The sequence below is a fragment of the Burkholderia sp. LS-044 genome (genome assembly GCF_004803625.1).
Classification (GTDB): Bacteria; Pseudomonadota; Gammaproteobacteria; order Burkholderiales; family Burkholderiaceae; genus Burkholderia; species Burkholderia cepacia.
This window is the reverse complement of sequence record NZ_SSWO01000002.1, coordinates 260340-275323: the sequence shown is the minus strand read 5'-3', so window position 1 is coordinate 275323 and position 14984 is coordinate 260340. Positions and strand designations below refer to the sequence as shown.

Genomic DNA, 14984 nt, shown 5'->3' with positions numbered 1-14984 from the left:
AAAGTTATCTTTTCCGCGCGTGGCCGGTCGGCTCGCCCCTGGACGTCACGAAGACTGTCCGTCGAGACTGCCGCAAGGCGTCGTTCTGAACGTCACGATCCGTTCCCGTAGCATGACCACTGAAGCAATCACCACGGATTCCCTCGCGGTTGCCGAGCGCGTGCGCGAGCTGATGACCCGCAACGGCATCGGCAAGCGCCAGCAGACCACCGAGCTATGCCGCATCCTCGACCTGAGCTTTTCGCAAGGCCATCGTAAGCTGCGCGGCAGCAGCCCCTGGACGCTCGCGCAGATCAAGAAAGTCGCCGAAGCGTACGGCGAACCCGCCGCCCAGCTGTTCGGCGCGCAAACGCTCGACCCCGGCATGGTCGGCGCCTATTCGCAGGAGGCCGTACTTTATGCGGGCGTCGCCGAGATTCCGTGCACCGCATGGATCGGCGCGCCGCTCGAAGCCGGCGCGCGCCCCGAATTCGTCGCGTACGAACAGAACGGCCGCTGGCGCGTGCTGCGCCACACCGGCGTGCTGTACCAGAACGCGTACGACGTGCACAAGATCGAGATCTATCCGCGCCGCGCGGAGAGCGACAAGCTCGTCGTCGCGGTGATCGACCCCGATCGCGTCAGCGCGACCGAGCTGTGCCGCTATCTCGAACGCCAGGGTTTCGCGACGGCCGCATTCGACGGCCTCGCGCCGTTCGTCGACGCGCTGCAGGGCCAGGCGTTCGACGCGGTCCTGACCGAATGGCTGTTCGACGACAGCACGGCCGCCACCGCGATCAAGGCCGTGCGCACGTCCGACAACCCGGGCGCGCCGATCTTCGTGCTGACGGGCGACCTGCTCACCGGCCGCGCGAGCGAGGCCGACATCAGCGAAGTGATCCGCGCGTTCGACGTCGTCTGCTACGAAAAACCCGCGCGCATGGCGATCCTCAGCGCCGATCTCGCGAAACGGCTCGCACGCGGGTAACGTCCGCGGGCCGTTCCCCGTCCGGACGGCCATCGTCCGCCCGGCACGGCGGTCGTGAACAGGGTCGTGGATCAGTACAATAGCCGCACCCGTTCACGCCCACGCCGGCATCCGCCGCCCGACGCCATGGCCCGCCTCATCCCCGACGACTGGAAAAGCCTCGCCGCGACCGGCGCGGCCGAACGCGAGCGCGAAACGCTCGCGGCCCTCGAACACGCGCTGCCCGACGGCTACACCGTGTATCACGGCGTGCACTGGACGCGCGCCGACCAGGCGTTCTCGGTGTTCGGCGAGGCCGCGTTCGTCGTCGTGAGCCCGGCCGGCCGCGTGCTGCTGATCGAGCAGAAAGCCGGCTTCCTGCGCGAAACGCCGAAGGGGCTCGTGAAGGTCTATCTGCAGAAGGAACGCAACGTCCCGATCCAGCTCGCGCGCACGCAGGAAACGCTGCACCGGCGCCTGACGGCCGCGCTCGGCGCGGGTGTCTACGGCGTCGAGGCGCTGCTGTACTGCCCCGACTACTCGATCCGCGACGCGTCGATCGCCGGCGTCGCGGCCGACCGCATCGTCGATGCGTCGCGCAAGGCGCAGCTCGCGCAGGTGATCCTGCGAATCCTGCCCGAGGACGACGAGCACTTTCCGAACGCGCCGAAACTCCACCATTTCCTCGCGGACGAGCTCGCGCTCACGCCCGATACGAGCGCGCTCGTCGGGCAGGCCGGCACGCTTGTCACGCGGCTGTCGGGCGGGCTCGCCGCATGGGCGCGCCAGCTCGAATTCGCGCCGTTCCGGCTGCGCGTCACCGGCACGGCCGGCTCGGGCAAGACGCAGCTCGCGGTGCAGGCAATGCGCGATGCCGTCGCGGCCGGCAAGCGCGTGCTCTATGTGTGCTTCAACCGGCCGCTTGCCGACTACATCACGCGCATCGCGCCGCCCGGCGCGAAGATCGCGAATTACCACCAGCTGTGCGACTGGGTCGCGCGCGACGGCGGTTATACGCCGGACTTCCAGGTGCCCGGCGAATTCGAACGGCTCGAGGCGCGCTTCGCGCAAACGCCCATTTCCGAACGCTGGCGCTTCGACGTGCTGGTCGTCGACGAAGGGCAGGATTTCCACGCGCCGTGGGCAGCCGCGCTGGAGCGCCTGCTGGTGCCGGACGGCGCATGGTGGTGGCTGGAAGATCCGCTGCAGAACCTGTACATGCGCGAGCCCGTCGCGCTGCCGGGCTGGGTCACGCTGAAGGCGCTCACGAACTACCGGAGCCCGCGCGACCTGCTCGAATTCGTGCGCGACATCGTCGGCAGGGTCGAGCCGCTCGCGGCCGAGCTGCGCTCGGGCAGCCCGTTCGACGGTTCGGATCCGTCGGTGTCGGCGTACGGGGAAGAAGGTGCGTCGCAAGACGCGTTGGCCGAAGCCTGCGTCGACGCGACCAAGCGGGCGATCACGCACGCGCTGTCGCTTGGCTTTCGCAAGCAGGACATCGCGGTGCTGTCGTATCGCGGCCGCGAAGGCTCGGTGCTCGCGCCGCTCGACCAGCTCGGCCCGCACCGGCTCAAGAGTTTCACCGGCAAGTACGACCTGTTCGGCAACCCGGAATATCGCGAAGGCGACGTGCTGCTCGATTCGATCTACCGCTTCAAGGGCCAGTCGGCGCCCTGCGTGATCCTCACCGAGGTCGACTTCGATACGCTCGACGCGCGTGCCGCGCGCAAGCTGTTCGTCGGTGCGACGCGCGCGACGATGAAACTGCTGATCGTCGCGTCGTCGCGTGCGGCCGCGCAACTCGCGACCGTGACGTAATCGGCAGGCGACCGGCGGGCAAGCGCCCGTCGTGTCGCCGCCCACCGTCGATCACGCCACCCGGAACGCCCCCACCGCGCGCCGCAACCCGTCCGCCTGTTCCTCCAGCGAAGCCGCTGCAGCCGCAGCCTGCTCGACGAGCGCCGCGTTCTGCTGCGAGACCTGGTCCATCTGCGACACCGCGCGGTTCACCTGCTCGATCCCGTCGCGCTGCTCGTTCGACGCGGCCGCGATCTCCGTCATGATGCCCGTCACGCGGCCGATCGCCTGCTGGATGTCCTGCATCGTCGTGCCGGCCACGCCGACGAGCCGCGAGCCGTTCGCGACGCGCTCGACCGACTCTCCGATCAGCGTGCGGATTTCCTTCGCCGCCGACGCCGAGCGTTGCGCGAGCGTGCGCACCTCGCCCGCGACCACCGCGAAGCCGCGGCCCTGCTCGCCGGCACGCGCGGCTTCGACCGCCGCATTCAGCGCGAGGATGTTGGTCTGGAACGCGATCCCCTCGATCGTGCCGATGATGTCGGCAACCTTCTGCGAGCTCTGGTCGATCTCGTTCATCGTGCCGATCACCTCGCCGACCACGGTCGCGCCGCGCGTGGCGATCTCGCTCGCGGTGTCCGCGCAGGCCTGCGCCTCCACCGCGTTGTCCGCGTTCTGCTTCACGGTCGCGGTGAGCTGCTCCATGCTCGCGGCCGTCTCCTGCAATGCGGACGCCTGTTCCTCGGTACGCTGCGACAGGTCGGTGTTGCCGGCCGCGATCTGGTGCGTCGCCGTCGAAATCGCCTCGGAACCCTGGCTGACCTGGCGCACGGTGTCCGCGAGGCTGCGCTGCATGCCGGTCACGCCGTTGACCAGTTCGGCCATCTCGTCGCGCGACGACCAGCGCACTTCCGACGTCAGGTCGCCTTCCGACAGGCGGCGGAAATGCGACAGCAGGCGGTTCACCGGCTGCGTGATCGCGTAATGCAGGCCGATCGCGCAGCCGAGGCACGCGGCCAGGCCGAACGCGATACCCGCGATCGCGCCCGCACGCATCCAGCCGTAGTAGGTCTGCGCGGTGTCGTACACCTCCTTGCCGCGTGCGCCCTGGTACGCATCGAGCGCATCGGTCGCCTGCGTGAGCGCAACCGACAGCGGCGGCGCGACCGACATCAGCAGCCGGTCGGCCTCGTCGCGGCGGCCGTCGCGGACCGCGTCGATCATCGGCCTCAGCGCCTGCCCGATCAGCGCCTGGCGCGCGGCATCGAGGCGGCTCGCGAGCGGGCCTTCGTCGCCGTCGTGCGGCATCGACGCGTAACCGCGCCACGCGGTGTCGGCCTTCGCGAGATAACTCTCGGCCTTCTTGACGAGATCGGGCACGTCCGGCGCTTCCGGGTGCAGCAGCGCGCGGTCGAGCGTCGTGCGCACGATCGTCAGGTTGAGACTGGCCGTCGACAGCGCGGTCTTCGCCGCCAACTGCTGCGTATAAGCCTCGTCGAGCGCGCGGTTCGAGCTCTGCATGCCGGCGAGGCCGATCAGCCCCGACACGACGAGCAGCGCGGCGACAAGGCCGAGCGTGGAGAAGATCCGCGTGCGGATCGAGAAACGGGAAAACAGGGCGTTCAGGTTCATGACGGGACGTGAGCGGTGAAAAGTGCCGCGGAAATCGGTCCGCAGCACGCTGTATTACGGTTTGCCTGCAAAAAACTTGAGTCCGGCCCTGCTTTCCGGCTGATCCCGGTCAATTTTTTGCGTCGGCAATCTACTGTTACCGTTGCAACAAATCGAGCCCGGGCAGAAATTGACTGGTCAACTATCCATCGCTATAGTTCGAGCCAATTCCCTGCCATGGCAGATATATCGATGACTACCGACACCCTCCTCACTCCGCCGGCCGCCGAAACGGCCCGCCGTGACGCGCCGACCGGGCTGATCGTCGCCGCGCTGCTGCTCGTCATGCTGCTGTCCGCGCTCGACCAGACGATCGTGTCAACCGCGCTGCCGACGATCGTCGGCGAGCTCGGCGGGCTCGACCAGTTGTCGTGGGTCGTTACCGCGTACCTGCTGTCGTCCACCGTCGTGCTGCCGTTGTACGGCAAGCTCGGCGACCTGTACGGCCGCAAGATCGTGCTGCAGGCCGCGATCGTGCTGTTCCTCGCCGGCTCCGCGCTGTGCGGCGTCGCGCAGGACATGACGCAGTTGATCGTGCTGCGCGCGCTGCAGGGGCTCGGCGGCGGCGGCCTGATGGTCGTGACGATGGCCGCGATCGGCGATCTGGTGCCGCCCGATCGCCGCGCGCGCTATCAGGGGATGTTCGGCGGCGTGTACGGCCTCGCGACGATCGTCGGCCCGCTGCTCGGCGGCTTCCTGGTCGAGCACCTGTCGTGGCGCTGGATCTTCACGATCAACCTGCCGCTCGGCTTTCTCGCGCTCGCGGTGATCGGCGTCGCGTTCCGGCCGCACACCGCGCACGTGAAGCACCGGATCGACTACATGGGCGCCGCGTTCCTCGCCACCGCCCTCACCTGCGTGATCCTGTTCACGAGCGAAGGCGGCTCGCTGCTGCCGTGGACGTCGCCGCAGCTGTGGATGACGCTCGTGCTCGGCGTCGTCTCGATCGGCGGCTTCATTTACGAAGAACGGCTCGCGGCCGAGCCGATCATGCCGCTCGAACTGTTCCGCCATCGCACCTTCGTGCTGGTCAGCCTGATCGGCTTCGTCGTCGGCATCGCGCTGTTCGGCTCGGTCACGTTCATTCCGCTTTACCTGCAGGTCGTGAAGGGTTCGACACCGTCGCAGGCCGGGATGCAGCTGTTGCCGATGATGGGCGGGATGCTCGTGACGTCGGTCGTCAGCGGCCGGCTGATCTCGCGGCTCGGCTCGTACCGGATGTTTCCGATCCTGGGCACGCTGACCGGCGGCATCGCGATGGCGCTGCTGTCCACACTGACGCTCGATACGCCGCTGCACACGATGTATGCGTACATGGCGCTGCTCGGGATCGGGCTCGGCATGGTGATGCCCGTGCTCACGCTCGCCGTGCAGAACACGGTCGAATTCCGGCACATGGGCGTCGCGACGTCGGGGGCGACGCTGTTCCGCTCGATCGGCGGCTCGCTCGGCGTCGCGGCGTTCGGCGCGCTGTTCTCGCACGGGCTGCAGTCGCGGGTGATGGCTGCGCTGCCGGCCGGCACGGAGCTGCCGCCCACGCTCGGCCCGGCCGCCGTGCAGCAGTTGCCGGATGCCGTGCGCGACGCGTACCTGCATGCGTTCGCCGGTTCGCTGCACGTCGTCTATCTCGCGGCGGCGACGGTCATCGCGATCGCGTTCGTGCTCGCGTGGTTCGTTGAGGATGCGCCGTTGCGCAAGCACAACTGACTTGCCGGTGAACCGCGATGCAGCCCCCGGGCCGCCTCGCGATTCGCCGCCACCCGCCGTTACGGCACCAGCACGACCCCACCCGTCGTCGCACGCGACTCCAGCAGCCGGTGCGCATCGGCCGCCTGCTCGAGCGGCAGCCGCGCGCCGATCTCCACATGCATCCCGCTCGCCAGCCGTTCGAGTGTCGCGCGCGCAGCCTCCCGGTAACCGTCGACGTCGCGCGCGATGAAGCCGAGCACGCTCGGCCGCGCCAGCGCGATCGAGCGCGCCGGCCCCAGTTCGTCGAGATCGAACGTGTGCCGTGCGCCGATCGCGGCCACCTGCCCGATGCTCGCGACCATCCCGAACGGACGGACTGCACCGAGCGTGCGCGTCAGCACGTCGCCGCCGATCCCGTCGATCGCGTAATCGACCCCGGTGCCGCCGCCGAACGCGCGCGCCGCCGCGACGAAATCCTCCTCGCGATAATCGACGACCGCCTCGGCGCCATGCGTGCGCACGAGCGCGGCTTTCGCGGCCGACCCGACCGTGCCGATCACCCGCGCGCCGAGCGCACGCGCCCATTGCGTCGCCAGCAGTCCTACGCCGCCGGCGGCAGCGTGCACGAGCACCGTGTCGCCCGCGCCGACCTGCCGGACGCGATGCATCAGCATGTAAACGGTGATCCCTTTCAGCAGCCCGGCGGCCGCTGCGTCATCGCTCAAGCCGTCGGGGATTGGCACCACGCGCTCGGCCGGCATCGTGCGCAGGCTCGCATAGCTGCCGGTCGGCATGCCCGCATACGCGACGCGCTGGCCGGGGACGAGATCCGTCACACCCGGCCCGACCGCATCGATCACACCGGCCGCCTCGACGCCGAGCGCGTCCGGCAGCGCGGGCAACGCATGCGCGCCCGTCCTGAAATAGATGTCGACGAAATTCACGCCGATCGCGGTCTGGCGAATCCGTACCTCGCCGGCATCGGGCGGCGCGACGGGTGCATCGACGCGGCGCAGCACGCCGGCGTCGCCGTAGCGGTCGATCCCGATCCGGATGGCGGTCGTGGTTTGGGTCATGACGTTCCTCGCAATCGAATGAAGTGACACGATCATCCCATCGTGCATAATCGATCGGAATTCCCGTTGATCGCCCATCTATTGTGCAAAATTCGACCGATCAAGCATCCACACCCGCGGCCGCGCCGCCGATGAGCTGGGACGACATCCGCTACTTCCTCGCGGTGATGCGCGGCGGCAGCCTGTCGGCGGCCGCGCGGACCCTGCAGGTTCAGCATTCGACGGTCGCGCGCCGCATCGACGCGCTGGAGTCCGCGCTCGGCATCCGGCTGTTCGACCGGCTGCCGCGCGGCTGGCCGCCCACCGACGAAGGGCTGCACCTTGCCGAGCACGCCGCACGCCTCGAAGCGGACGCACATGCGTTCGCGCGCGCCGCCCAGGGTGCGGCTGCACTCGACGGCGTGGTACGCGTATCGGCGTCGCCGGTGTTCGCCAGCCATTTCCTCGCGCCGCGCCTGGCCCGCGCGCAGCACGCATGGCCGGCGCTGCGGATCGACCTGATGGGCGAGATGCACGCGGCGAACCTGTACGCGCGCGAAGCCGATCTCGCGGTGCGGCTGTCGCGGCCGACCGAGCCGGGGCTCGCGGCGCGGCGGCTCGGCACGATGCGCTTCGCGCTGTGCGCGTCGCCGGAATGGGCGAGCGCGCCGCCCGACACCTGGACGTTCGTCGGCTACGACGACGCGCTCGCGCAAACGCCGCAGCAGCAGTGGATCGAGCGTTTCGCGGCCGGGCGCCGTTTCGCGTTCATCGCGAACGACCTCGCCGCGCAGCATCGCGCGTGCGCGGCGGGCGCCGGCGTCGCGCTGCTGCCGCGCTTTCTCGTCGACGATCCGGCCGCGCAAGCCGGTGCGCCGCTCGTCGAACTGACCGCCGCGCCGCGTTGCGATATCGAGCGCGAAATCTGGCTCGTCGTCCATCCGGACGTGCGCCGCTCGCCGCGCGTACAGCGTGTCGCGGATGCGATCGCCGAGGCGGTTCGCGCGGCGGATGGGCGGCTCTGACGCCCCGGCCTCGTCAGAACCGCTGCTGTAGCCCGGCCATGATCCCCAGTTGGCTCTGCCCCGTTTCGACCGTGCCGCCGGCGGCGACCGCCTTGCCTGCGCTCGCGCTGTTCAGCATGTAGCCGACCGACGTATAGACGCGCGTCCGCTTGGACAGCTGATGGTTGGCGCGCCCGGCCAGCAATGTCGCGTTCGCGTTGCTCGCGGGCCCGCGTTGCAGATAACGCGTGCCTTGTGCATCGAACGTGACCGCAGGCGTCAGCGCATAGGCAACGCCCGCGAAGACGATATCGATCTGCAAATGGCCGGCCGCCGCGACGTTGTTCCTGATCCATCCCGCACCGAGCTTCGCGCGCCCCATCACCGCATAGCCGCCGACGACGCCGTGCGTGCTCGTATGGGCGCTGCTGTCGAGCGGCGCCGATGCGCCCGCCCCGCCGCGCTTCACGTCGTAGGACACTGCAACGCCAAAGCGCGCCGCGTCGTAAGCGACCAGCGCCGTATATTGCCGGCACGCGAGCAGATTGCCCGGCACCTGCCCCGCGCAGCCGGTCGCGGAAGGCCCGGCCGGCCCGGCGGCATCGCGGCCGAAGCTGTAGGTGCCGCCGATCGTGAGCCCGCGGAACTTGCCCAGGTAACCGATCGCGTTGTCGCTGCGCGCATTCGGCAGATAGGCGTCGAAGTTGCTCGGCGAATGAACGGACGGCCCGATCACGTCGGCGTTGGCCAGCGCATGGGCCGTCATGTTCATTTGCCTGCCGAGCGTGAGCGTTCCGTATGCGCTGCTCAGTCCCACGTTCGCCTGCCGGCCGAACAGTCGCCCGCCGTAGTTGAGCCGACCGGTGCCGGGCTGAAAGCCGTTCTCCAGCACGAAAAACGCCCGGTTGCCGCCCCCCAGGTCTTCGATACCCTTCACGCCCCACCGCGACGGCAATTCGCCGGTCAGATGCGGCATGCCTACCGCCGATCCGCCCTGCGCCGCATGGTTGTAGTACGAAATGCCGGTGTCGACGATGCCGTACAGCGTCACACTGCCCTGCGCCTGGACGGTGCCCGTCGTCGCGGTCAGCGACGACGCGAACACACTCCACCCCACCATCGCCTTCGACGCCCTTGAATCGAGCTGCATGACTGACTGTCCCCTTCACAGGATGCGGGCCGCGGATAAACCGTTCAGGACTGCCCGGCGGACGACACGTGCCGTTCGGCAGCCGAAACCGCCGGGCCGTGGCGCGACGCCGAGCGACGCTGATCGATCAAGCCGACCGCGACGGCCGCCACCAGCGCGGGCAGCCCGATCGCCATGAAGTTCTGTGCCAGCGGCAGATTGATGCCCACCAGCACGCCGATGACGATCGGCGCCAGGATCGCGCCGCTGCGGCCCACACCCAACGTCCAGCCGATGCCGGTCGAACGGATCGCCATCGGATAGAACTGCCCCGCATATGCGCAGTTGACGATCTGCGTGCCGATCGTCGACGCACCCGCGAGGCCGACCAGCACGAACAGCAGCGCGGTCGGCATCGGGTAGCCGAGCAGCGTGATCGACACGGCGGCAAGGAGGTACATCGACACGAGCACCGTCTTGATCGGCAGGCGGTCGGCCAGCCAGCCGCCGCCGATCGCGCCGACCATCGCGCCGGCGTTCAGCACCAGCACGAACGTCAACGCCGAGCCGAGGCTGTAGCCGGCGCCCGCCATCAGCCGCGTCAACCACGAACTGAGCGCGTACACCATGAACAGGCACATGAAGCACGCGATCCAGAACATGACCGTGCTGAACCCGCGGCCGTCGTCGAACAGCTGCCGGACCGGCGCGTTGCCCGTGTGGTCGGCGCGCGGAACGACATAGCAGTCGCCCGGTTGCGGCCGACAGGCGGGATCGAGCCGCTGCGCGATGCGTGCGAGTTCGTCCGTCCTGCCGTGCCGGATCAGGAACGGCAGCGATTCCGGCATCCATTTCATGAGCAGCGGAACGAGCAGCACCGGCGCGCCCGCGGCGACGAACACCGATTGCCATCCATGGGCGTCGATCATCCCCTTGCCCATGACCGCCGCCAGCATGCCGCCGACGGAATAGCCGCTGAACATCAGCGTCACCAGCGTATTGCGCACGCGGCGAGGCGCGTATTCGGTCATGTGGGCGATCACGTTCGGCATGACGCCGCCGATGCCGATGCCCGCGAGGAAGCGCGCGACACCGAACAGCACGGGCGTCGGCGCCAGCCCGGCCGCCGCGGTGAAGACGCTGAACAACGTCAGGCAGGCCGCGATGGCCCGGCGGCGCCCGATCCGCTCGGCGACGGTCCCGAACACGATGTTGCCGACCATCATGCCGAACAGCGCCGAGCTGACCATGAAGCCGGCCTGCGCGGGGTTGACGCCCATCTCGTTCATGATCGCCGGCAGCGCGATGCCGGCCACTGCCAGGTCGTAACCGTCGAACACGATGATCAGCGCGCACCAGAACAGCACGACGCCGTGCAGCTTGCCCAGCCGCGCATCGTCCGAGAGCGCCTGCAGGTTGATTTGACGCATGGAGCTTCCTTCCTTTTCCAGAGGGGACCCGGGCCCGGCGGTAGCCGTCGCATTACGCGAGTTCGACCTAGTACGATCGATCGGCCCATCAACTTAGTAGTTGTACGAATCATTGACATGAAATGCGCCGCTGTTCGTCCGGCTGCCGGCGCAGTGTAGGAAGCCACAATGATTTCCACTATCCGGAATTTGCAGGCCGCTCGCGAATCCGGTTCGTTTTTCTCGTGCCGCACGCCGCGCGCTATCCGGATTTCTCCCCGGCGGGGACGGGACTATCCGATTCTTGCGAAACTTTCGACAAGCCTGACAAAGATCAATATCATCCTTTCAGGATATCTCGCTCACAAGAGAAACCGATGTGGCACGACGCACATCCGCGGCCAGCCGATGTGCTGCACGAAAAACGCCACGCAGGAGACGCCCCATGCCCCTCACCCCGAATGCGGACGCATTGTCCGCGCTGTATCGGAATTGCGTGTTCCGATCCGGCCTGCGCACGGATGCGCACGAGCAGGTCTCGCTGGAACTGGCCGAGCATGCGCTGCGCTGGAAGCAGGGCGTACCCGACGCAGCGCTGTTCAAGGGGCAACTGAATCACCTGAGCGTCTACGCGCTGCAGTACGGCGCCGAAGTCGAAGTCGCCCCGCGCCCGTTCGACGGCTTTTCGCTCGTCCACACGTCCCTCGCGGGCGGCGCCGAAATCGAGTGCGACGGGCACGTGATGGGCGTGTCCGAAGGGCGTACCGCCGTGCTGGCACCGACGTCGCGCGTGCGCCTGCGCTGGCGAACCGGCACCCGGCAGCTGATCGTCAAAGTGCCCGATTCGCTGATGCGCGCAGTCTGCGGCCGCCGGCCCGACGACGCGGCGCCCGGCCTCGCACCGGGCTTCCTGTTGCCGACGGCGCTTGCGTCGCAGTGGGATCTGATCGCGCAGTCGCTGCTCAACGTGCTCGCCGTTGCCGACGACGGCGGCATACGGGCCGAATGGCGCGACCACTTCGAACAAAGCCTCGCGCTGTTCCTGCTCGTGCATTGCCCGCCGTCGCCCGCCGCCGTGCGAGCCGGCCCGGCGCTGCAAGCGCGCGGCGCACCCGCGCAAGCCGGATCGCGCGGCGACATCCGGCAGATGGATGCGCTGCACGAATTCATCCACGCGCGGCTCTGCGCGCCGATCTCGCTCGAGGATCTCGCCCGCGCGGCCGGTGTCAGCCTGCGGACGCTGAACGTGCTGTGTCGCCGCTATCACGGCGCGACCCCGATGGAGCTGCTGCGCAACATCCGGCTGGACGCCGCGCGCGTGCAGTTGCTGACCGACCCGGCCGCCAGCATCACCGATACGGCGCTGACGTTCGGCTTCGGGCACCTCGGCCGCTTTTCCGCCTACTACTTCGCCCGCTTCGACGAGTTGCCGCGCGACACGCAGAAGAAGCGGGCGCCGAACTGAACCCGCGGCGCCGGACGCGCGGTTACCGCCGCAGTCGCCGCCGCTCGCCATCGCCGCGGCCACCGCTTTACGCGCCGGGCATTCGCCCGCATAGTAGTGGTTTTCCCGTACCCCACCCTGTCGCTCCGTCGCCATGTCCATCTCGCCAGCCGCCTGCGTCGTCCGCGACGCGACCGAAGCCGATCTCGACGCGATCCACGCGATCTATGCGCACCACGTGCACCACAGCGTCGCCTCCTTCGAGGAAACGCCGCCCGACGTCGCCGAACTACGCGCGCGCCGCGACGCGGTACTGGGCCACGGGCTGCCGTACCTCGTCGCCGAATGCGACGGCCGCGTGGCCGGCTACGCGTACGCGACGCCGTACCGCACACGCAGCGCGTACCGCTTCACGATCGAGGATTCGATCTACATCGACGATGCGCAGCGCGGGCGCGGGATCGGCCGCGCGCTGCTCGCGGCGCTGATCGAACGCTGCGAGGCCGGCCCGTGGCGGCAGATGATCGCGGTGATCGCCGATGGCGGCACCGGCGGCTCGACGTCGCTGCATCGCGCGTTCGGCTTCGAGCCGGCCGGCATGCTGAAGGCGGCCGGTTTCAAGCACGGCCGCTGGATCGATACGGCGCTGCTGCAGCGCCCGCTCGGCGACGGCGCGAACACGCTCCCCGTCTCGCCATAAGGTCCTTCCATGCGAATGACCGGCTCGCGCCGGCCCTTCATGCGCGCGAACGGACCCTGGCGCGCCACGTCGCGCTAGAATGGCCGCATGTCAAAACAGACTCATTCCACACCCGACGAGGCCGCGCCGGACTCCCGCAACGAGTACACGGTCGACGAGCTTGCGCGCGTGTCCGACACGACCGTGCGCAATGTCCGCGCGTACCAGGATCGCGGCTTGCTCGCGCCGCCGGAAAAGCGCGGCCGCGTCGGCATTTACGACGACACGCACGTCGCGCGCCTGAAGCTGATCAACCACCTGCTCGCGCGCGGCTACACGCTGTCGAACATCCAGGACCTGATCAAGGCGATCGACGAAGGCCACGACCTGCGCTCGATCCTCGGCCTCGAAAACGCGATCGGCGGCCGCTGGTCGCACGAACTGCCGAAAACCTATTCGCTCGCCGCGCTCGCGCAGATGTTCGGCCCGCAGGCGACCACGCAGCTGTCACGCGTCACCGAACTCGGCCTGCTCGAACGGCGCGGCCTGTCGTTCGTCGCGAAGAGCCCCGCGCTGCTCGAAGCGGCGGCCGCCATGACGAAGGAAGGCATCCCGCCGCGCGAACTGCTTGACGTGATCAGCCTCGCGCGGCCGCATTTCGACGCGATCGCTCGGCTGCTCGTCGATCTCGTCGTGAAGCGGCTCGACCGCTACGATGCCGGCACGCTGCCGCCCGCCACCGACGTGCCCGAGCTGGTCGACGCGATCTGGCGCCTGCGCCCGCTCGCGGCTGTGTTCGTCGAAGGCGAGACGAACCGCGCGCTGGAAACCGCCGCGAGCGCCTATCTCGGCGGCCGCGTCGCGACGATCCTCGACAAAAAGCTCAGCGACGAAGCCGCACGGCAGTCCGGCACGCCGGCATCGGAACACGACGACGAAGCATAGGCGCGCCGCCGTCATATTCATATCGGCAATGCTTCGTTTGCGGGCGCGACCGCCCATGCGACGATTCTTCCAACCGAGCGGCACAGCCGCTCGCCCGAAGACGTTTTGCATGGAGTCCGTTCGATGATTCGTTTCACCCGCTGGATCGCCCGTACCGCCGCCGTCACGCTCGTCACGCTGTCCGCGGCATCGGCGTTCGCGCAAGGTAGCGCCGACAAGGTCGTGCGCATCGGCTACCAGAAGGCCGGCCTGCTGTCGGTCGTCAAGGCACAAGGTTCGCTCGAGGCGCGGCTCAAGCCGCTCGGTTATGGCGTCCAGTGGTTTGAATTCCCGGCCGGGCCGCAACTGCTCGAAGCACTGAACGCGAACAGCATCGACTTCGGCTATACGGGCGCGCCGCCGCCCGTGTTCGCGCAGGCGGCCGGCGTGCACTTCGTCTACGTCGGCGCGGAACCGCCGGCGCCGCACAACGAAGCCGTGCTCGTGAAGGCCGATTCACCGATCCGTTCGGTTACGGGCCTGCGCGGCAAGAAAATCGCGCTGCAGAAGGGCTCGAGCGCGAACTACCTGCTGCTCGAAGCCTTGCAGAAGGCCGGCGTGCGCTACGACGAAATCCACCCCGTGTACCTTGCGCCGGCCGACGCGCGCGCCGCATTCGAAAGCGGCAACGTCGATGCGTGGGTCGTCTGGGATCCGTACTACGCGGCCGCGCAAAACACGCTGAAGGTACGCACGCTGTCCGACTACACGGGCCTCGCGGCGACCAACAACTTCTATGAAGCGACGCGGGACTTCGCGCAGCAGCATCCCGACGTGGTCGGCGCGATCCTGAAGCAGGCGCGCGAGACGGGCCTGTGGGTCAACGCGCATCCGGCCGACACCGCCGCGCTGATCGCGCCGAAGGTCGGCCTGCCGCAACCGCTCGTCGAGACGTGGATCAAGCGTGTCCCGTTTGGCGCGGTGCCGATCGACGACCGGATCGTCGCGGCCCAGCAAGGAGTCGCCGATGCGTTCTACGCGGCGAAGCTGATTCCGCAGAAGCTGAGCGTGGCCGACAACGCGTGGAGCGACAAGGGCATCGCATCCGCGCTCGCCGCGAAGTAGCGCGAACTCACGCTTCGCACAGCGTCCACACGAAAAAGGCCGACGGGCGTGCTGCCCGCCGGCCTTTTCTTCACTGCCCGACGTTGCGGAATTTGGGCGGCGAGCAACTGCC

General features: G+C 68.6%; 12 protein-coding genes. 8 read left to right on the top strand and 4 right to left on the bottom strand.

Annotated elements, in window-relative coordinates; genetic code table 11:
• Positions 1–112: 112 nt before the first annotated feature.
• Positions 113–967 carry a helix-turn-helix domain-containing protein gene (locus tag E9536_RS06385; RefSeq protein WP_006485970.1) on the top strand — a complete coding sequence of 285 codons (855 nt, stop codon included), beginning with the start codon at positions 113–115 and terminating at the stop codon, positions 965–967.
• Positions 968–1093: 126 nt separating this feature from the next.
• A complete protein-coding gene (locus E9536_RS06380; protein WP_060371801.1) occupies positions 1094–2764 on the top strand; it encodes an ATP-binding domain-containing protein in 1671 nt (556 codons plus the stop codon).
• A 51-nt stretch (positions 2765–2815) separates the two neighbouring features.
• Here E9536_RS06380 and E9536_RS06375 read toward each other — a convergent pair whose 3' ends face one another.
• Positions 2816–4375, bottom strand: coding sequence for a methyl-accepting chemotaxis protein (locus E9536_RS06375; protein WP_060319565.1), 1560 nt, complete (start codon positions 4373–4375; stop codon positions 2816–2818).
• A gap of 231 nt (positions 4376–4606) precedes the next feature.
• Here E9536_RS06375 and E9536_RS06370 point away from each other — a divergent pair, with 231 nt between their 5' ends.
• Positions 4607–6121, top strand: coding sequence for an MDR family MFS transporter (locus E9536_RS06370; protein ID WP_136469509.1), 1515 nt, complete (start codon positions 4607–4609; stop codon positions 6119–6121).
• Positions 6122–6180: 59 nt separating this feature from the next.
• Here the strand turns inward: E9536_RS06370 and E9536_RS06365 are convergent, their stop codons facing one another.
• A complete protein-coding gene (locus tag E9536_RS06365; RefSeq protein ID WP_059686154.1) occupies positions 6181–7179 on the bottom strand; it encodes a quinone oxidoreductase in 999 nt (332 codons plus the stop codon).
• 131 nt (positions 7180–7310) lie between these two features.
• Here E9536_RS06365 and E9536_RS06360 point away from each other — a divergent pair, with 131 nt between their 5' ends.
• Positions 7311–8183, top strand: coding sequence for a LysR family transcriptional regulator (locus tag E9536_RS06360; RefSeq protein WP_136469508.1), 873 nt, complete (start codon positions 7311–7313; stop codon positions 8181–8183).
• 13 nt (positions 8184–8196) lie between these two features.
• On the opposite strand, the gene E9536_RS06355 is transcribed toward E9536_RS06360, so the two are convergent.
• Both E9536_RS06355 and E9536_RS06350 read right to left on the bottom strand, forming a co-directional pair.
• The gene (locus E9536_RS06355; RefSeq protein WP_136469693.1) at positions 8197–9282 is read right to left on the bottom strand and encodes a porin; all 1086 of its coding nucleotides are present in this window, start codon (positions 9280–9282) and stop codon (positions 8197–8199) included.
• Positions 9283–9356: 74 nt separating this feature from the next.
• On the bottom strand, positions 9357–10721 hold the full coding sequence (locus tag E9536_RS06350) for an MFS transporter (RefSeq protein ID WP_136469507.1): 1365 nt from the start codon (positions 10719–10721) through the stop codon (positions 9357–9359).
• 424 nt (positions 10722–11145) lie between these two features.
• Here E9536_RS06350 and E9536_RS06345 point away from each other — a divergent pair, with 424 nt between their 5' ends.
• From E9536_RS06345 to E9536_RS06330, 4 genes are all read left to right on the top strand, one after another.
• On the top strand, positions 11146–12165 hold the full coding sequence (locus tag E9536_RS06345) for an AraC family transcriptional regulator (protein ID WP_136469506.1): 1020 nt from the start codon (positions 11146–11148) through the stop codon (positions 12163–12165).
• A 133-nt stretch (positions 12166–12298) separates the two neighbouring features.
• On the top strand, positions 12299–12844 hold the full coding sequence (locus tag E9536_RS06340) for a GNAT family N-acetyltransferase (protein WP_060084231.1): 546 nt from the start codon (positions 12299–12301) through the stop codon (positions 12842–12844).
• 87 nt (positions 12845–12931) lie between these two features.
• Positions 12932–13768 carry a MerR family transcriptional regulator gene (locus tag E9536_RS06335; protein WP_021156869.1) on the top strand — a complete coding sequence of 279 codons (837 nt, stop codon included), beginning with the start codon at positions 12932–12934 and terminating at the stop codon, positions 13766–13768.
• 123 nt (positions 13769–13891) lie between these two features.
• The gene (locus tag E9536_RS06330; RefSeq protein ID WP_060319558.1) at positions 13892–14872 is read left to right on the top strand and encodes a sulfonate ABC transporter substrate-binding protein; all 981 of its coding nucleotides are present in this window, start codon (positions 13892–13894) and stop codon (positions 14870–14872) included.
• The last annotated feature ends 112 nt before the right edge of the window (positions 14873–14984 follow it).